Origin of the sequence: Micromonospora sp. NPDC000089 (assembly GCF_042899365.1) — a bacterium.
Classification (GTDB): Bacteria; Actinomycetota; Actinomycetes; order Mycobacteriales; family Micromonosporaceae; genus Micromonospora.
Genome location: NZ_JBIAZT010000002.1, coordinates 394,802 through 409,932, shown reverse-complemented (window position 1 = coordinate 409,932; position 15,131 = coordinate 394,802). Strand labels below are relative to the sequence as shown.

The window sequence follows — 15,131 nt, the reverse complement described above, 5'->3', positions numbered from 1 at the left end:
CTTCCAGGATCGAGCACGATCTTGACGCGGGGCGGGGCGGGCGCGGCGCGCGGGGCGGGCGCGGCGCGCGGGGCGGGCGCGGCGCGCGGGGCGGGCGCGGCGCGCGGGGCGGGCGCGGCGCGCGGGGCGGGGAGGGCGCGGGCGGGGCGGGCGCGGGCGGGGAGGGACCGGTGCCTGGTCCCTCCCCGCCTGGTGGGTGGTGCGTCGGCAGGCTCGGCTCAGCCGAGACCGCCCCTGATGGCGCCGATCAGCTCGCCGTTGCTGGTGTCACCGGAGAGCTCCCAGAAGAAGGCGCCACCGAGGCCCTGGTTCTTCGCGTACGTCATCTTGCCGTTGATGGTTGCCGGGGTGTCGTAGCTCCACCAGTTGTTGCCGCAGAGCGCGTACGCCGTGCCGGCCACGGTGCTGGTGGCCGGGCAGGTGTTCCTGAGGACCTTGTAGTCCTCGATGCCCGCCTCGTACGTGCCCGGCGCCGCGCCGGTGGCGCTGCCGCCCGGGGCGGCCTGGGTGACCCCGGTCCAGCCCCGACCGTAGAAGCCGATGCCGAGCAGCAGCTTGCTGGCCGGCACACCCTTGGCCTTGAGCTTCTGGATCGCCGCGTCGGAGTTGAAGCCCTGCTGCGGGATCCCGGGGTACGAGTACAGCGGCGAGTGCGGGGCGGTGGGGCCCTGCGCGTTGAAGGCGCCGAAGTAGTCGTACGTCATCGGCATGAGCCAGTTGAGCGACGGCGCGGCCGCGGCGTAGTCGGCGGCGTCGATCTTGCCGCCGTTGCTGCCGTCGGCGGTGATCGCGGCGGTGACCAGCGCGGACGAGCCGAACCGGGTACGCAGCGCGCCGACCACGTTCTTGAAGGCGTTCGGCCCGCTGGCGTCGCACTGCAGGCCGCAGGCGTTCGGGTACTCCCAGTCGACGTCGATGCCGTCGAAGACGTCCGCCCAGCGCGGGTCCTCGACCAGGTTGTAGCAGCTGTCGGCGAAGGCGGTCGGGTTCTGCGCGGCCTGGGTGAAGCCGGCCGACCAGGTCCACCCGCCGAAGGACCAGAGCACCTTCAGGTTGGGGTACATCTTCTTGAGCTTGCGCAGCTGGTTGAAGCTGCCGCGCAGCGGCTGGTCCCAGGTGTCGGCGACCCCGTCCACGCTGTCCGCGGCGGTGTACGCCTTGTCGTAGTCGGCGTAGCTGTCACCGATGCTGCAGCGCCCGCCGGTGGTGTTGCCGAAGGCGTACAGGATGTGGGTGAGCTTGGCGGCGGAGCCGCTGGTGGCGATGTTCTTGACCTGGTAGTTGCGGCCGTAGACCCCCCACTCGGCGAAGTAGCCGACCACCTTCTTGTCGCCGGTCGGCGGCGGCGTCGTGGGCGGGGTCGTGGTCGGCGGGGTCGTGGTGGGCGGGGTCGTCGTGGGCGGGGTCGTCGTGGGCGGGGTCGTGGTCGGCGGGGTGGTGGTCGGCGGCGGGGTGCCGCCTCCGCCGCAGGGGGCGCCGTTGACGGTGCAGTTCACCGGCGCCCGGTACGGCCCGGTGCCGTTGTAGCCCCAGCTGAAGCTGGCCCCGGGCGCGAGCGGGCCGGCCCAGCTCTTCTTGACCGCGACGTAGTGGTTGCCGCTGCTGGTGACGTCGGCGTCCCAGAAGCTGCTGATCGTGGTGCCCGAGGGCAGGTCGAACTCGATGCGCCAGGTGTCCACGCTGGCCGAGGAGCCGTTCGCGACGGTCACCCGGCCCTCGTGGCCGGTCCCCCAGTCGGAGGCCTGGGCGAACGTGGCGGTGACGCTGCCGGCGCCGAACGCCGAGGTCACCGGGACCGCCGCGACGGTCACCGCGAGCACGGCGCCGGCCCACAGGGCGCGGCGGAGCGTTCTCTTCATGTTGGCGCCTCCCCTAACAGTTAGGAAACTTTCCAGAAGATGGGGAGACGCTACTCACGCCGTCATCACTTCGTCAAGATGTACATGTGTCGATTCAGGGCGGACCATCGGCGGCACCCGGTCCCGGCCGCGTAGCCTCGCGGCATGACCGTCTTCGACATCGAGATCGACGCGCTGGCCGGCGGCCCCGCCGACCTGGCCGGATTCCGCGGCAAGGCCCTGCTGGTGGTGAACGTGGCCTCCCGCTGCGGCCTCACCCCGCAGTACGCGAGCCTGCAGGAGCTGTACACCGAGTACGCCGACCGGGGCCTGGTGGTGCTCGGCGTGCCGTGCAACCAGTTCGCCGGCCAGGAGCCGGGGACGGCCGACGAGATCGGCGAGTTCTGTCAGGTGAACTACGGCGTGACCTTCCCGCTGACCGAAAAGGTGGACGTCAACGGGCCGGCGCGGCACCCGCTCTACGCCGCCCTGGAGCCCACCCCGGACGCCGAGGGGCACACCGGCGACGTCCGGTGGAACTTCGAGAAGTTCCTCGTCGCGCCGGACGGCAGGGTGGCCGCCCGGTTCGCCCCCACGGTCACCCCCGGACGCGCCCGAGCTGCGCGCCGCGATCGAGCGGGTCCTGCCGGCCTGAGCCGACGGCGCGCCACGCGGCGAGCGCTCCGGGCCCTGCCGGCCCGAGGCGACGGCGCGCGGCGGGCGTCCCCGGCACTGCCGCCACCGACGCGACGGCCGACGCCGACGAGCCCGGGATGGCGTCACCATCCCGGGCCCGTCGGTGGTACGGCCGGGAGCCGGCCCGGTCGGGTCGCCCGCCCGCCCGTGCGAGCGGGCCGCCCGCGCGATCAGCCGGCGGCGGAGCGGAAGACCGGGTAGTAGCCGCCCGACTGGCCGGCCGCCGTCGGGTGGTACGAGATGCCGATGTCCAGGTAGTTCAGCGCGTGCAGCCACTTCTCCCCATAGCTGCACAGCTGGTGGCCGACGAAGGCGGACCGCACGTCGGCGAACCGGAATCCGGCCGCCGTCGCCGCGGACCGGGTGATGTCGTCAACCAGATTGATGCCCTCGTTGATCTTCGCTCGGGAGGTCGCGCTGAGCCCGACGCAGAGGGTGCCGAGCTGGTAGAACACCGGGTAGCCGACGACCACCACCCGGGCCGACGGCGCCCGGGTGCGGATGCCGTTGTAGACGGTGGCGAGCAGGCCGGCGAGCTGGCTGCGGGCCTTGTCCTCGGCGGCCTGCACGGACGCCACGCACTGCGTCTCGCCGAGCAGCACGCAGGTGGTCATGATGCTCGAGAAGCCCACGTCGTTGCCCCCCACGGTCACGCTGACCAGCGTGGTGGTGCTGGACAGCGCGGCGAGCTGGCTGCCGGTGACGTCCACCGTGGTCGCCCCGGCACAGGCCACCGAGCGGTACGAGGCGGGCTGAACGGCGGCGTTGTAGAGCGCCGGGTAGGCGCTCGTGCTGCGCTGACACGACCCGCTCTCGGCGGTGTAGGAGCCGGCGCCGAGGCCGGAGGCGTACGAGTCGCCGAGGGCGACGTAACGGTCGGTGGGGGCGGCCTGGGCGGGCGCCGCGAGGCCGAGGCCGGCGGCGAGGGTGGCCGCGAGACTCGCGGCGAGGGTCACGAGACGGAATCTCCGCACGTCGCACTCCTGGGGTGGGAAGCGGTGGTGAGAGATAGATATCACTGGATGATTAACGCAGGAAAGGCCGTCGATGAAGCTAAGGGGTGGGCAGGGGGCACCCCCACCCCGCCCAGGACGGCCGTGCGGTCAGTCGGGCGCGCGCCACTGCGGCGCCAGCACCGACCAGATCTCGATGTCCACCCGGCCCGCCGGCCCGGGCTGGGCCGCGCGCTGGACGCCGTCGCGGCGCATGCCCAGCCGGCGCGCCACGGCGATGCTGCGGACGTTGCCCGCGTTCGTGTGCCACTCCACCCGGTGGATACCGCGCTCGCGGACGGCCCAGTCGACGATCCGCCCGACCGCCCGGGTGACCAGGCCCCGCCCCTCGGCTGCCGGCTCCAGCCAGCAGCCGGCCTCGCACACCCCCGCGGCGGCGTCGAACCGGACGAACATCACCCCGCCCACCAGCCGGCCGCCGTCCCAGATCCCCCAGATCCCGCCCGCGTCGTCCGCCCACAGCTGCGCGTAGCGGCGCAGCACCGTCCGGGCGCCGGCCAGGTCGGTGGCCACGAAGGACGCTCCCACCCACGGGCGGATGTGCTCGCGGGCCCGGTCGAGATTGGCGAGGAACTCCTCGGCGTGCCACGGCCACAGCGGGCGCAGCTCGGCGGCGTCGGTCAACGGCAGCGCGAACACCGTGGCCGCCGTCAGGCCGGCAGGCCGGCGCCGACGGGCAGCGCCAACCGCATCGTCGGGCCCGAGGTGGGGCGGAAACCCAGCGAGCGGTAGAGCGGCTCGCCCTCGGTCGACGCCCGCAGGTCGATCTTCGACACCTCCCGCTGCCGGTACCACGCCAGCAGCGCCGACATGCACGCCCGCGAGTGACCGCGCCGGCGGTGCTGCGGGTCGGTGACCACGTTGAAGACGTACCCGGTCAGGCCGTTGGGGTTGGCCGGGCCGCCCAAGCGGCGCTCGATGGTGCCGACGACGCAGGCGGCCAGCTCGCCCGGCCGGCCCGGCGCGTCGACCACGAAGGCCGCCATCAGGTCCGCCGGCTCGGCCAGCCGCTCGTGCAGCACCTCCCGGGCGGCCTGCTGCCACGGCCCGGGTGGCGGCTCCGCGCCGTCCATCGAGGCCAGCATCACCCCGCGCAGCCGGACGATCTCCGCCGCGTCCCGGGGGGTCGCCCGTCGCACCTGGATCATGGGGTCAGACGGTAGCCGTCCGGGCCGCTCCGGTGGGGGCGTGGCGCGCCGACTTGCGGTCCTGGTCCCGTTCACGGGACCCTATGGGTGGGATCACGCCGACCAACCCCGGAGACGACATGCCCCAGCTCCGTACCGCGCTGCGCCGACTCGCCACGGCGGGCGGCGCCCTCCTGCTCGGCGCCGCGCTGAGCACCGCCGCCGCCGCGCCCGCCGGCGCCGCCCCGCAGGACGTCGGCTACGTCCGGCTGGCCCACCTGTCGCCGGACACGCCGGCCGTCGACGTCTATCTCACGCCGCCGGGGGCAACCAAGCCGCGGGTCTTCCAGGCGGTCGCGTACGGCGCGGTGTCGAACTACCTCACCCTGCCCACCGGCCGGTACGCGGTGGCGATGCGCAAGGCCGGCGCGCCGGAGAGCCAGCCGCCGGTGCTCACCACCGAGGTCGCCGTGGACGGCGGCGCCGCGTACACGGTGGCCGGGGTCGGCCGCTACGCCGACCTCGGGCTGCGGGTGCTCTCCGACGACCTGAGCGCACCGGCCGGCGGGCAGGCCAAGGTCCGGGTGGTGCAGGCCTCGGTGCGGGCTCCCGTGGTGGACGTCGCCGCCACCGACGGGCCGGCCATCGCCGACGCGGTGCGCTTCGCCAGCACCACCGACTACCGCCAGGTCGAGCCGGGTCGCTGGCGGCTGCGGCTGGGCGGCGGCAACGGCCCGAGCACTGAGACCGAGGTAACCCTGGACGCGGGTCGGGTCTACTCGCTGCTGGTGCTGGACGCCAAGGGCGGCGGCCTCACCACCGAGCTGCGCGAGGACGCCCGGGCCGGGGCGGTCGCCCCGGCCGGCGGCGTGGCGGCGGGCGACGGTGGGCTGACCGGGCGGGGCGTCGGGGCGTACCCGATGATCGCCGGCGGCCTGCTCGCGGCGGCCGTGGTGGTCGGCGCGGTGGTGCTGGTCCGGCGCCGGCGGCGACCGGTCTGGTGAGCGACCGGCCGGGCTTCGGGATCCGGCGGCACCGGGACCGCCGGGTGTCGGCGGCCGCCCTGGTGGTGGCCGCCGCGGCGCTCGGCGTCGCGGCCGGCACCGGGGTCGGACTGGCCGACGGCTCCCGGCCCGCGCCGCCGGCGGCCAGCTGGCTGCCCGGCTGCGCGGACGGTTGCCCGGCGACCGCCGCCGCGACCCGCTCCCCCCGGCCGGCCGTCCCCACCCGGATACGGGTGCCCCGGATCGGCGTCGACTCGACGCTGGAGCGACTCGGCCTGGACGCGGCCGGCGCCCTGGTCCCGCCGGCCGTCTTCGCCGAGGCCGGCTGGTACGGCGGCGGCCCGACGCCCGGCGAACCGGGCCCCGCCGTGATCGCCGGCCACCTGGACTCCCGGCGCGGGCCGGCCGTCTTCGCCCACCTCGCCGAGCTGCGCCGGGGCGACCGGGTCGAGGTCCAGGTCGCCGGCCGGTGGGTGGGCTTCCGGGTCACCGGCATGCTGCGCACCCGCAAGGACGCCTTCCCCACCGCCACCGTGTACGGCCCGACGCCCGTGCCGGAGCTGCGCCTGATCACCTGCGGCGGCACGTTCGACCGGGGCACCGGGCACTACCGGGACAACGTGGTGGTGTTCGCGGTCGCCGACCTTCCGGCCGACCCGTTCCCCCGCTCCCCCGTCGGCTGAACCGTCGTATCGGGTCCGGCCAGGTCGCTTCGGCGGCGCGGGTCAGACCGGGCGGCGGCCGGCGAAGCCGCACTCGACCCGGTGGTACCAGCGCACGTCGGAGTCGCCCTCCAGCCAGCACCACAGCACCGGCCGGCCGGCCCGCTCGCCGGGAAAGTCCAGCAGCACCGGGGCGATGCCCTTGACCTGGATGTCGTGCCCGTTCAGCTCCTCCAGCACGGCGTGCAGCCGCGCCTCGAGCGCCTTGACCTCCGCCCGGCCGCCGAGCGCGGAGACGCCCGGACCGGCCAGGTCGGCCCGCAGCTCGGCCAGGTCGGCCCGGATCCGGATCAGCTCGTCGACACGGGGCTTCAGCGTCGCCACCAGATAGCGCGCCTGGGCGAGAGTGAACACCGCGCCAGTATGAGCCACCGGCGGCCCACGGCGGCGCCCCCCGCCCGGCCGGGCCGCCGTTGCGGTCGGTGCCGGGCCGGTCGGTCCGCCTGGTGGCCGGTTCGCGGGCCGGTGGGTCGGCCCGCGAGGGCCGGTCGCGGGCCGCTCAGTCGGCCTGGGCGGCCAGCTCGCGGGCCCGGTCGCGGGCCGCCTCCAGGGCCGCCAGCATGGCCGCCCGGACGCCGTGGTTCTCCAGCTCGCGAATCGCCGAGATGGTGGTGCCGGCCGGTGAGGTGACCGCCTCGCGCAGCTTCACCGGGTGCTCGCCGGAGTCGCGCAGCATCACCGCCGACCCGATCGCGGTCTGCACGATCAGCTCGTGCGCCACCTGCCGGGGCAGGCCGAGCAGGATGCCGGCGTCGATCATCGCCTCGACCAGCAGGTAGAAGTAGGCCGGGCCGGAGCCGGAGAGCGCGGTGACCGCGTCCTGCTGGGACTCGGGCACCCGGATGGTCGCGCCCAGCGGGCTGAACATCTCCTCCGCCAGGGCCAGGTGCGCGGCGGTGGCGTGCGCGCCGGCCGAGATGGCCGTCATGGCCTCGTCGACCAGGGCCGGGGTGTTGGTCATCACCCGCACCACCGGGGTGCCCTCGGGCAGCCGGCGGGCGAAGAACGCGGTGGGCAGGCCGGCGCAGAGCGAGACGACCAGCTTGTCGGCCGGCACCTTCGGCCCGATCTCGTCCAGCAGGATGGCCGCGTCCTGCGGCTTGACCGAGATCGCCAGCACGGCCGCCTCGTCGACGGCGGTCAGGTTGTCCACCACCCGGACGCCGTACCGGGCGGCGATCTCCTCGGCCCGGGCCGGCCGGCGGGCGGTCGCCAGCAGCCGCTCGGCCGGCCAACCCGACCGCAGCAGCCCGGAGAGCATCAGCTCGCCGATCTTGCCCGCCCCGATCACCGCGACGGTGTGCACCTCGGACGCCATGACCCGTACCCCTTCCCACCGACCCCAACAAGCCCGCGCCGCGCCCGCCGGCGCCGCCCCGCCGCCCCGCGCCGATCTAGGGAACAACGTCGTTGATGGAGATCAACTAGCGACGATTGCCCCTAGATCGGCGGGGACGGGTCAGCTGCCGAAGAAGACCTCGGCCTCCTCGTAGCGCTCGAGCGGCACGGTCTTGAGCTCCGCGGTGGCCTCGGCCAGCGGGACGCGGACGATGTCCGTGCTCTGCATCGCGACCATCTTGCCCCAGTCGCCCTCGTGCGCGGCGTCGATCGCCTGCAGGCCGAGCCGGGTGGCGAGCACCCGGTCGAACGCGGTCGGGGTGCCGCCGCGCTGGATGTGGCCCAGCACCACGGTGCGGGCCTCCTTGCCGGTCTTGGCCTCCAGCTGCTCGGCGAGCCACTGGCCGATGCCGCCGAGGCGGACGTGGCCGAACGAGTCCAGCTCCTGGTTGTGCAGCACCATCTGGCCGTCCAGCGGCTGGGCGCCCTCGGCGACCACCACGATCGGGGCGTACTGGTGCTGGAAGCGCTTCTCGACGTAGCCGGCGACCTGCTCGACGTCGAACTGCCGCTCCGGCAGCAGGATCACGTTGGCGCCACCGGCCAGGCCGGCGTGCAGGGCGATCCAGCCGGCGTGCCGGCCCATCACCTCGACCACCAGGGTGCGGTGGTGGCTCTCGGCGGTGGTGTGCAGCCGGTCGATCGCCTCCATCGCGATGTTGACCGCGGTGTCGAAGCCGAAGGTGTAGTCGGTGGCGCCGAGGTCGTTGTCGATCGTCTTCGGCACGCCGATCACGTTGACGCCCAGCTCGTGCAGCTTGGTCGCGACGCCGAGGGTGTCCTCGCCGCCGATCGCGATCAGCGCGTCCACACCCTGCGCGGCGAGGTTCTCCTTGATCCGCTCCACCCCGCCGTCGATCTTGAACGGGTTGGTCCGGGAGGAGCCGAGGATGGTGCCGCCGCGCGGCAGGATGCCGCGGACCTCCGCGATGCCGAGCGGCTTGGTCAGCCCCTCCAGCGGGCCCTTCCAGCCGTCCCGGAAGCCCACGAACTCGTGACCGTAGCTGGCGACGCCCTTGCGGACCACCGCCCGAATGACCGCGTTGAGACCTGGGCAGTCGCCGCCGCCGGTGAGCACGCCGATACGCATGATCTGCTCATCCTCCTGGAGCATCAGATGAAGCCCGGAAAAGCCCCAGGATGCGGGTCGGATCAGACCGTCGGCGCCGTTGCCGGCCCGGGGCGGGCCGTCAGAGCGCACTGTAGTCGTCGGGGTGGGACGGCGACAGCGCGGCCTGACCCGTCCCACCCGACGGATGTGCTACCGATCAGTAGCTGACCTCGTGGTTCTCGCCCGCCTTCGGCGGCGTGCCGGTCACCGCCGCCTTGGCGAACCCGAACAGGTTGACCACCGTGCTGCTCGGCGAGTCCCAGTACTCCGCGGAGCTGGCGTGCACCTTGATCAGGGTCAGCCCGGGGGTGTCCAGGCCGTCCGGGAACCAGGCCTTCAGGATCGGGTTCCACAGCTGCTCGGCCCGCGCCCGGTCGAAGCCCTCCTGGGCGGTCCCGGAGATGGACACCCAGGCGTTGTGCTTCTGGTCGGAGAAGGCCACGTTGACCTCCGGGTTGACCCGGAGCTGGCGGACCTTGGCCGAGTCCGCGTACGCGAAGAACCACAGGTCGCCGTCGAACTCGGCCTCCTGCAGCCCCATCGGCCGGCTGACCATCCGGCCGTCCAGCCCGATCGTGGTCAGCATGCCGATCCGCGCCTTGCGGATCAGCTCGGTCACCCGGTTGCGGTCGTCGGCGGTGGTGGTCGGTTCCTCGGACATGGCGGATCCCTTCCGTTCGGCTGACCGAAGCGGTGCCCGGGACGGAACGGGTCAAACCTGTCAGCCGGTGGTCATCGCCCGCCACCGGGCCAGGTTGTGCCGGGCGTCGACCAGGGCGTCGTGCCGGTCCGCCTCCGCGTCCGGCAGTCGCGGCCGGCCGCGGTCGTCCCAGAGCTGACGCAGCTCCTTGGTGAACCGCGGGATCTCCCGGGGCAGGGCCGGCATCGCCCCCCAGAGCTGGGCCAGCACCACGTGGTCGTACGCGGCGTACCAGGCCCACAGCTCGAGCTGCTCGCCGGGCCGGTCGCGCACCGGCTCCAGCAGGAACTCGTGCAGCTCGTCGCGGATCCGGGCCCGCGAGCGCCAGGCCCGGTCGGCCGGGGACGGCAGCTTGTCCAGCACGTTGCGGCGCACCCAGGGCACCGCCCGAGAGTCGTCGAACTCGGTGGAGACCGCGTAGAACTCGCGGCCGTACTCGTCGACGACGCCGATCGACACCAGGTCGACGGTGCGGCCGTCCTCGATGAATTCACAGTCGTAGAAATAGCGGTAGACCATCGCCGCCCATCCTCGCCCACCGCCGCCGCGCTGCGCCGCGCGGGTCCCCCGCCCCGACCTGCCCCGACCGGCCCGTCAACCGCCTCGGGGAGCGTCACGGAGACGATTTGAGGGGTGTACAGCAAGCGACCGGACCGTCATGATCTGATGTGTACCGCTACCGGACGCCGAACCGGTGTTTCGCCTCGTTCACCCGATGAGCGAGCTGTGGTCCGTGACCGGGGAGGGGTTGGGCCGTGGAGATGCGCCTGCCGGAGCCGGGCGACGCCCTGACGGGCGTGGAGATGTTCGCCGGGCTCGAGCCGGAGGTGCGCCAGCGGGTGATCGCGGCGGCCGTGCCGCGGACGTACCGCAAGGGCCAGCTGCTCTTCGTGGAGAACGACCCCGGTGAGTCGCTGATCGTGCTGCGCCGCGGGGCGGTGGCGGTCTTCCGCACCGCGCCGACCGGCGAGCGGGCCGTGCTGTCGGTGATCCGACCGCCGGACGTGCTGGGCGAGGTCTCCCTGCTGGACGCCTCCACCCGGTCGGCGTCGGCCGAGGCGATCGAGGACTGCGCCGCGCTGGCGCTGTCCCGGCCGGCCTTCATGGAGCTGGTGCACTCCAACCCGCGGATCCTCGACGCGGTGATGCGCTCGCTGGGCGGGCTGATCCGCCGGCTGACCGAGCAGAACGCCGACCACGTCTTCCTCGACCTGCCCGGTCGGGTGGCCAAGACACTGGTCCGGCTGGCCGGCGAGAGCCAGGCTCCGATGATCACCATCGAGCTGAACCAGAGCCAGCTGGCGGAGATGGCCGGCGGCTCCCGGCAGAGCGTCAACCAGGCGATCGGGTCCTTCGCCAGCCGCGGCTGGCTGCGCACCGAGGGCCGGCGGATCGTGGTGACCGACGTGTCGGCGCTGCGCCGCCGGGCCGGCATGAACGACCGCTGACCGCGGATCACCCCCACCGGGTACGACGAACGGCGCGACCGACGAACCGTGGGGCCGCCGGTCGCGCCGGTGGGTCAGTTGCCGGTCTCGTCCGCGGGCGGCGCGGTCGGGCCGGGGCCGATGTTCTTCGGCGGTGCGGTCGGGCCGGGGCCGATCTTCTGCGGCGGCGCGGTCGGGCCGGGGCCGATCTTCTGCGCGTCGCTCGACGTGCTGCTGTCCGATGTGGACCGCCGGCCGTCCGGGTTTTCTACCATGCCCTGCTCCTCCAGTCTGGCGAGAGTGACCGCGTCGATCTCCACCGTCTCGCCCGGAGACCGGACCGTCCCGTCCGGGTCGGTCCAGTAGGCGGACAGTCGCACCTGCACGGGCACTCTCCTGACGGCGAACTCTGGTCGTGGGGAACACTAGCCCCGGCCGATCGGCCGCAGGGTCCGCCCGCACGTCGGGTACCCGACTGACCAGGGCCGGCGGGACACTGACCTCTCCCGGAGTACGGAGTTCGTCATCGACCTCAAGTGTGGACACTGCTCCCGGGCGGCGGGGCCGGACGACCGTTTCTGCGGCGGTTGCGGGCAGGCGCTGACGCTCGCCTGCGCCGGTTGCGGGCACGCCAACAACCCCGAGGCCAACTTCTGCACCGGCTGCGGGCAGCCGCTGCGCGACCACCTGACCGTGGTGCAGGAGGACCGCCGCCAGGTGAGCGTGCTCTTCGTCGACATCGTCGACTTCACCACGTACGCCGAGCGGGCCGACCCGGAGCAGGCGCGCGGCCTGCAGCAGGCGTACTTCGCCACCGTCCGCCGGCTGGTCCACCAGTACGGCGGGGTGGTGGAGAAGTACATCGGCGACGCGGTGATGGCGCTGTTCGGCGCCCCGGTGGCCACCGACAACGACGCGCTGCGCTGCGTACGGGCCGGCCTGGAGCTGCAGCGCAGCCTGGCCCGGCAGGCCGGCGGCCCGGGGCCGGCGCTGGAGTTCCGGGTCGGCGTCGCCACCGGCGAGGCGCTGGTCGACCTGTCGGCCACCCGCGACGGCGGGCAGGCGTTCGTCACCGGGGACGTGGTGAACACCGCCTCCCGGCTGCAGTCGCTGGCGCCCGCCGGGGGCGTGGTGGTGGACGAGGGCACCTGGTCGGCGACCCGGCACGAGATGGAGTACGTGGACCGCCCGCCGGTCACCCTGCGCGGTCGCAGCGCGGTCAGCCGGCTGTGGCTCGCCGTGCAGGCCCGGCCGCGCAGTGACCCGGGCGGCGCCGAGCTGACCCCGATGGTCGACCGGGACCACGAGCGCGGGCTGCTGGTCAGCGCGCTGCACCGCAGCGTCACCGAGCGCGCCTCCCAGCTGGTGACCGTCTTCGGGCCGGCCGGGGTGGGCAAGAGCCGGCTGCTGCGCGAGCTGTCCCGGCACGCCGCCAACCTGCCCGGGCACCGGGTGACCTGGCTGGTCGGGCAGTGCCCGCCGTTCGGGGAGAACGTCACGTACGCGGCGCTGGCGGACATCGTCAAGGGCTGGCTGGGCGTGCCGAAGAGCGGCCGCGCCGACGCGCTGGCCGACCGGCTGCGCCACCGGCTGGCCGAGCTGGGCGATCCGCACGCCGCCCGGCTGGCCGCCGCGCTCGGCCCGCTGCTCGGCGTACCCGGGGAGCGGCTGCTGCCCGGCGAGACCGAGGCCGCCTGGCGGCGGTTCCTGCTCGCGCTGGCCGCGCGCGGCCCGACGGTGCTGGTCTTCGAGGACATGCACTGGGCCGACCAGGCCATGCTCACCTTCGTCGAGCAGCTGGGCGCGGCGGCCCGGGGCGTGCCGCTGCTGGTGGTGGCGACGGCCCGGCCGGAGCTGCGCGAACGGCACCCGGCCTGGACCGGAACGATCAGCGGGGCGATGTCGATCTCGGTGCCGCCGATGCACGACGGCGACATCGACACCCTCTACTCGTTGCTGCTCGGGCAGGCCACCCTGCCGGCGCAGGCCCGGGCGCCGCTGATCGAATTCGCCGACGGCAACCCGCTCTACGCCCAGGAGTACGCCCGGATGCTGCTGGACGGCGGCATGCTGGAGCCGGCCACCCGGGTCGACCCGGTCGGCGGCGCGGGGATGCCGCGCACCGTGCAGGCGGTCATCGCCAACCGGCTCGACCTGCTCGACGCGGGCGACCGGGCGGTGCTGCAGGCCGCCGCGGTGGTCGGCGTGCAGTTCTGGGCGGCGCCGGTGGCCGCCGCGCTGGGCCGGCCGACGGAGTGGGTGGAGCGGGCGTTGGACCGGTTGCAGCGTCGGGACATGGTGTACGAGCTGCCCGGCTCGACCATGCCCGGCCAGCCGGAGTACCGGTTCCGGCACATCCTGGTGCGGGACGTCTGCTACCAGCGGCTGCCCCGCGCCGAGCGGGTGCTGCGGCACCAGCGCACCGCCGACTGGCTGGAGCAGCTGACCGACGGGCGGCAGCTGGACCTGGCCGAGATGCTGGCCAACCACCGCTGGACGGCGCACGAGATCGCCCGCACCGTGGGGCTCGACCCGGCGCCGTACGCCGCGGCCGCCCGCACGGCGCTGCACCGGGCCGCCCGCCGGGCGTACGCGCTGCACGCCCTGGAGAACGCCGCGACGCTGATCGACCGGGCGATCGCGGTGAGCGCCGAGCCGGCGCCGACGCTGGAGCTGTTCGCCGCGGAGGTGGCGCTGCACCGCGACAGCGACGCGTTCCTGCTCGACGGCGGCACGGCGATCCTGACCGAGCTGGCCGGCCGGCTCGCCGCGGACGGCGACCGCACCGGCGCGGCCCGGGCCTGGACGCTGCTGGCCACGGCCGCCTGGGCCCGGGCCGACCGCCCGGCGACCCTGCACTGCCTGGACCGGGCCATCGGCGCGTACGCCGAGCTGCCGGACACCGGCGAGAAGGCCGAGGCCCTGCTGGAGCTGGCCCGGGTGCGGATGCTCAACGCGGAGACCGACCTGGCCTGCCGGGCGGCCCGGTCGGCGGCCGAGCTGGCCGACCGGCTCCAGCTGCGCGAGGTGCGCGGGAACGCCCGGATCACGCTGGCCGTGGCCCGCTTCATGGCCGGCGAGCCGGACGGGTACGCGGAGCTGGCCGAGGTGACCGAGCACTGCCGGGTGGAGCGGCTCAGCAGCCGGCGGCGGGCGGTGCAGAACCTCGCCTGGGCGGCGCAGGAGGAGGGCGACCTGGCCGGTTCGGCGCGGCTGGTCGACGAGCAGCGCTCGCTGGACCTGGCCGGCGGCCAGGGGGTGGTGACCAGCTACGCCGACCAGTGGGCGCGGGCGTACTACGCCGGTGACTGGGTGTCGGCGCTGGAGACCGCCGCCGAGTCGGTCCGCCGGCCCACCACCGCCGAGTGGGACCTGCACATCGTCGCGGTCTCCGGCTGGATGCGGGCGCTGCGCGGCGACGCTCCGGGGGGCCTGGCAGCGGCCGACCGGAGCGCGCCGGGCGAGCCGGACCACGTGGCCCGGGCGCTGGTCGCCGCCCGGCGCAGCGGGTTCCACCGGGTGCTGCGCTCGACGCTGGCGCACGCGGCGCTCTGCCGGGCGGTCAGCGGGCAGCGGGACGAGGCGCGGGCGCTCCTCGCCGAGCTGGACGAGGACTGGCGGCGGACCCGGATGATCCCGTTCGCCGAGTGGGCGCCGGCGGTCGGCCACGTGGCCGCGGTGCTCGGGCCGCAGGCGGCGCGGACGGTCCACGACATGTTCGCCCGGTCGCCCCGGATGACCCCGTGGGCGCTGGCCGCCGGGCAGGTCGCGGACGGCACCCTGGCGCTCGCCGAGGGCGATCCGGGCGTCGCCGCCCGGCTGTTCCGCGCCGCGGCGGGCAGCTACGCGCGGATGACCGACACCACCGACCACATCCTGGCCACCGCGCTGTCGGTGACCGCCGTGGCCGCGGTGGACCCGGCGGAGGCGGCGGCGGCCCGCGAGCGGGTCGCCGGGTTCGCCGACCGCAACGGGGTGCCTGGGCTGCTCCGGCTCGCCGATCGGGCCGGCCCGCCGCCTGGGGCCGCCTCTTGATGCCCTTACCGGGGAAGTGCACCGTTTTGATGGGGAAAGTGACTTTTCGCGGTGAGCACC

General features: G+C 74.5%; 14 protein-coding genes and 1 pseudogene. 5 read left to right on the top strand and 10 right to left on the bottom strand.

Going from position 1 to position 15,131, the window contains the following annotated elements; genetic code table 11:
* Positions 1 to 218: 218 nt before the first annotated feature.
* Complete coding sequence (locus ACFY3U_RS05330; protein ID WP_387195206.1) at positions 219 to 1,859, bottom strand: glycosyl hydrolase family 18 protein; 1,641 nt, start codon at positions 1,857 to 1,859, stop codon at positions 219 to 221.
* A 144-nt stretch (positions 1,860 to 2,003) separates the two neighbouring features.
* On the opposite strand from ACFY3U_RS05330, the pseudogene ACFY3U_RS05325 reads away from it, so the two are divergent.
* Positions 2,004 to 2,493, top strand: a pseudogene (locus tag ACFY3U_RS05325) (glutathione peroxidase).
* 211 nt (positions 2,494 to 2,704) lie between these two features.
* Here the strand turns inward: ACFY3U_RS05325 and ACFY3U_RS05320 are convergent.
* The 3 genes from ACFY3U_RS05320 to ACFY3U_RS05310 form a co-directional block, all read right to left on the bottom strand.
* Positions 2,705 to 3,508 (bottom strand): SGNH/GDSL hydrolase family protein, encoded by an 804-nt coding sequence (locus tag ACFY3U_RS05320; RefSeq protein WP_387195203.1) that lies wholly within the window; start codon positions 3,506 to 3,508, stop codon positions 2,705 to 2,707.
* 129 nt (positions 3,509 to 3,637) lie between these two features.
* Entirely contained in the window at positions 3,638 to 4,186 is a 549-nt protein-coding gene (locus ACFY3U_RS05315; protein WP_387195200.1) for a GNAT family N-acetyltransferase, read from the bottom strand.
* A gap of 11 nt (positions 4,187 to 4,197) precedes the next feature.
* On the bottom strand, positions 4,198 to 4,695 hold the full coding sequence (locus ACFY3U_RS05310; protein ID WP_387195196.1) for a GNAT family N-acetyltransferase: 498 nt from the start codon (positions 4,693 to 4,695) through the stop codon (positions 4,198 to 4,200).
* A gap of 119 nt (positions 4,696 to 4,814) precedes the next feature.
* On the opposite strand from ACFY3U_RS05310, the gene ACFY3U_RS05305 reads away from it, so the two are divergent.
* Positions 4,815 to 5,678: a DUF4397 domain-containing protein gene (locus ACFY3U_RS05305; protein ID WP_387195194.1), complete on the top strand. Its 864-nt coding sequence runs from the start codon at positions 4,815 to 4,817 to the stop codon at positions 5,676 to 5,678.
* Positions 5,675 to 6,361, top strand: coding sequence for a class F sortase (locus ACFY3U_RS05300; protein WP_387195191.1), 687 nt, complete (start codon positions 5,675 to 5,677; stop codon positions 6,359 to 6,361). Before ACFY3U_RS05305 ends, ACFY3U_RS05300 begins: the two co-directional genes overlap by 4 nt.
* Before the next feature lie 42 nt (positions 6,362 to 6,403).
* Here ACFY3U_RS05300 and ACFY3U_RS05295 read toward each other — a convergent pair whose 3' ends face one another.
* The 5 genes from ACFY3U_RS05295 to ACFY3U_RS05275 all read right to left on the bottom strand — a co-directional run bounded on the left by ACFY3U_RS05295 (position 6,404) and on the right by ACFY3U_RS05275 (position 10,128).
* On the bottom strand, positions 6,404 to 6,754 hold the full coding sequence (locus tag ACFY3U_RS05295) for a DUF2203 domain-containing protein (RefSeq protein ID WP_387195188.1): 351 nt from the start codon (positions 6,752 to 6,754) through the stop codon (positions 6,404 to 6,406).
* Between the two features lie 145 nt (positions 6,755 to 6,899).
* Positions 6,900 to 7,718: a pyrroline-5-carboxylate reductase gene (gene proC / locus ACFY3U_RS05290; RefSeq protein ID WP_387195185.1), complete on the bottom strand. Its 819-nt coding sequence runs from the start codon at positions 7,716 to 7,718 to the stop codon at positions 6,900 to 6,902.
* Positions 7,719 to 7,859: 141 nt separating this feature from the next.
* Positions 7,860 to 8,888, bottom strand: a complete 1,029-nt coding sequence (locus ACFY3U_RS05285; protein ID WP_387195966.1) for a 6-phosphofructokinase — start codon at positions 8,886 to 8,888, stop codon at positions 7,860 to 7,862.
* A gap of 178 nt (positions 8,889 to 9,066) precedes the next feature.
* Positions 9,067 to 9,570 (bottom strand): pyridoxamine 5'-phosphate oxidase family protein, encoded by a 504-nt coding sequence (locus ACFY3U_RS05280; RefSeq protein ID WP_387195182.1) that lies wholly within the window; start codon positions 9,568 to 9,570, stop codon positions 9,067 to 9,069.
* A 60-nt stretch (positions 9,571 to 9,630) separates the two neighbouring features.
* On the bottom strand, positions 9,631 to 10,128 hold the full coding sequence (locus ACFY3U_RS05275) for a polyadenylate-specific 3'-exoribonuclease AS (protein WP_387195179.1): 498 nt from the start codon (positions 10,126 to 10,128) through the stop codon (positions 9,631 to 9,633).
* Between the two features lie 236 nt (positions 10,129 to 10,364).
* Between ACFY3U_RS05275 and ACFY3U_RS05270 the strand changes: the two genes are divergently transcribed.
* Positions 10,365 to 11,057, top strand: coding sequence for a Crp/Fnr family transcriptional regulator (locus ACFY3U_RS05270; protein ID WP_334490553.1), 693 nt, complete (start codon positions 10,365 to 10,367; stop codon positions 11,055 to 11,057).
* A 74-nt stretch (positions 11,058 to 11,131) separates the two neighbouring features.
* On the opposite strand, the gene ACFY3U_RS05265 is transcribed toward ACFY3U_RS05270, so the two are convergent.
* Positions 11,132 to 11,422, bottom strand: coding sequence for a hypothetical protein (locus ACFY3U_RS05265; RefSeq protein WP_387195175.1), 291 nt, complete (start codon positions 11,420 to 11,422; stop codon positions 11,132 to 11,134).
* A gap of 139 nt (positions 11,423 to 11,561) precedes the next feature.
* Here ACFY3U_RS05265 and ACFY3U_RS05260 point away from each other — a divergent pair, with 139 nt between their 5' ends.
* Positions 11,562 to 15,071: an ATP-binding protein gene (locus tag ACFY3U_RS05260; RefSeq protein ID WP_387195963.1), complete on the top strand. Its 3,510-nt coding sequence runs from the start codon at positions 11,562 to 11,564 to the stop codon at positions 15,069 to 15,071.
* The last annotated feature ends 60 nt before the right edge of the window (positions 15,072 to 15,131 follow it).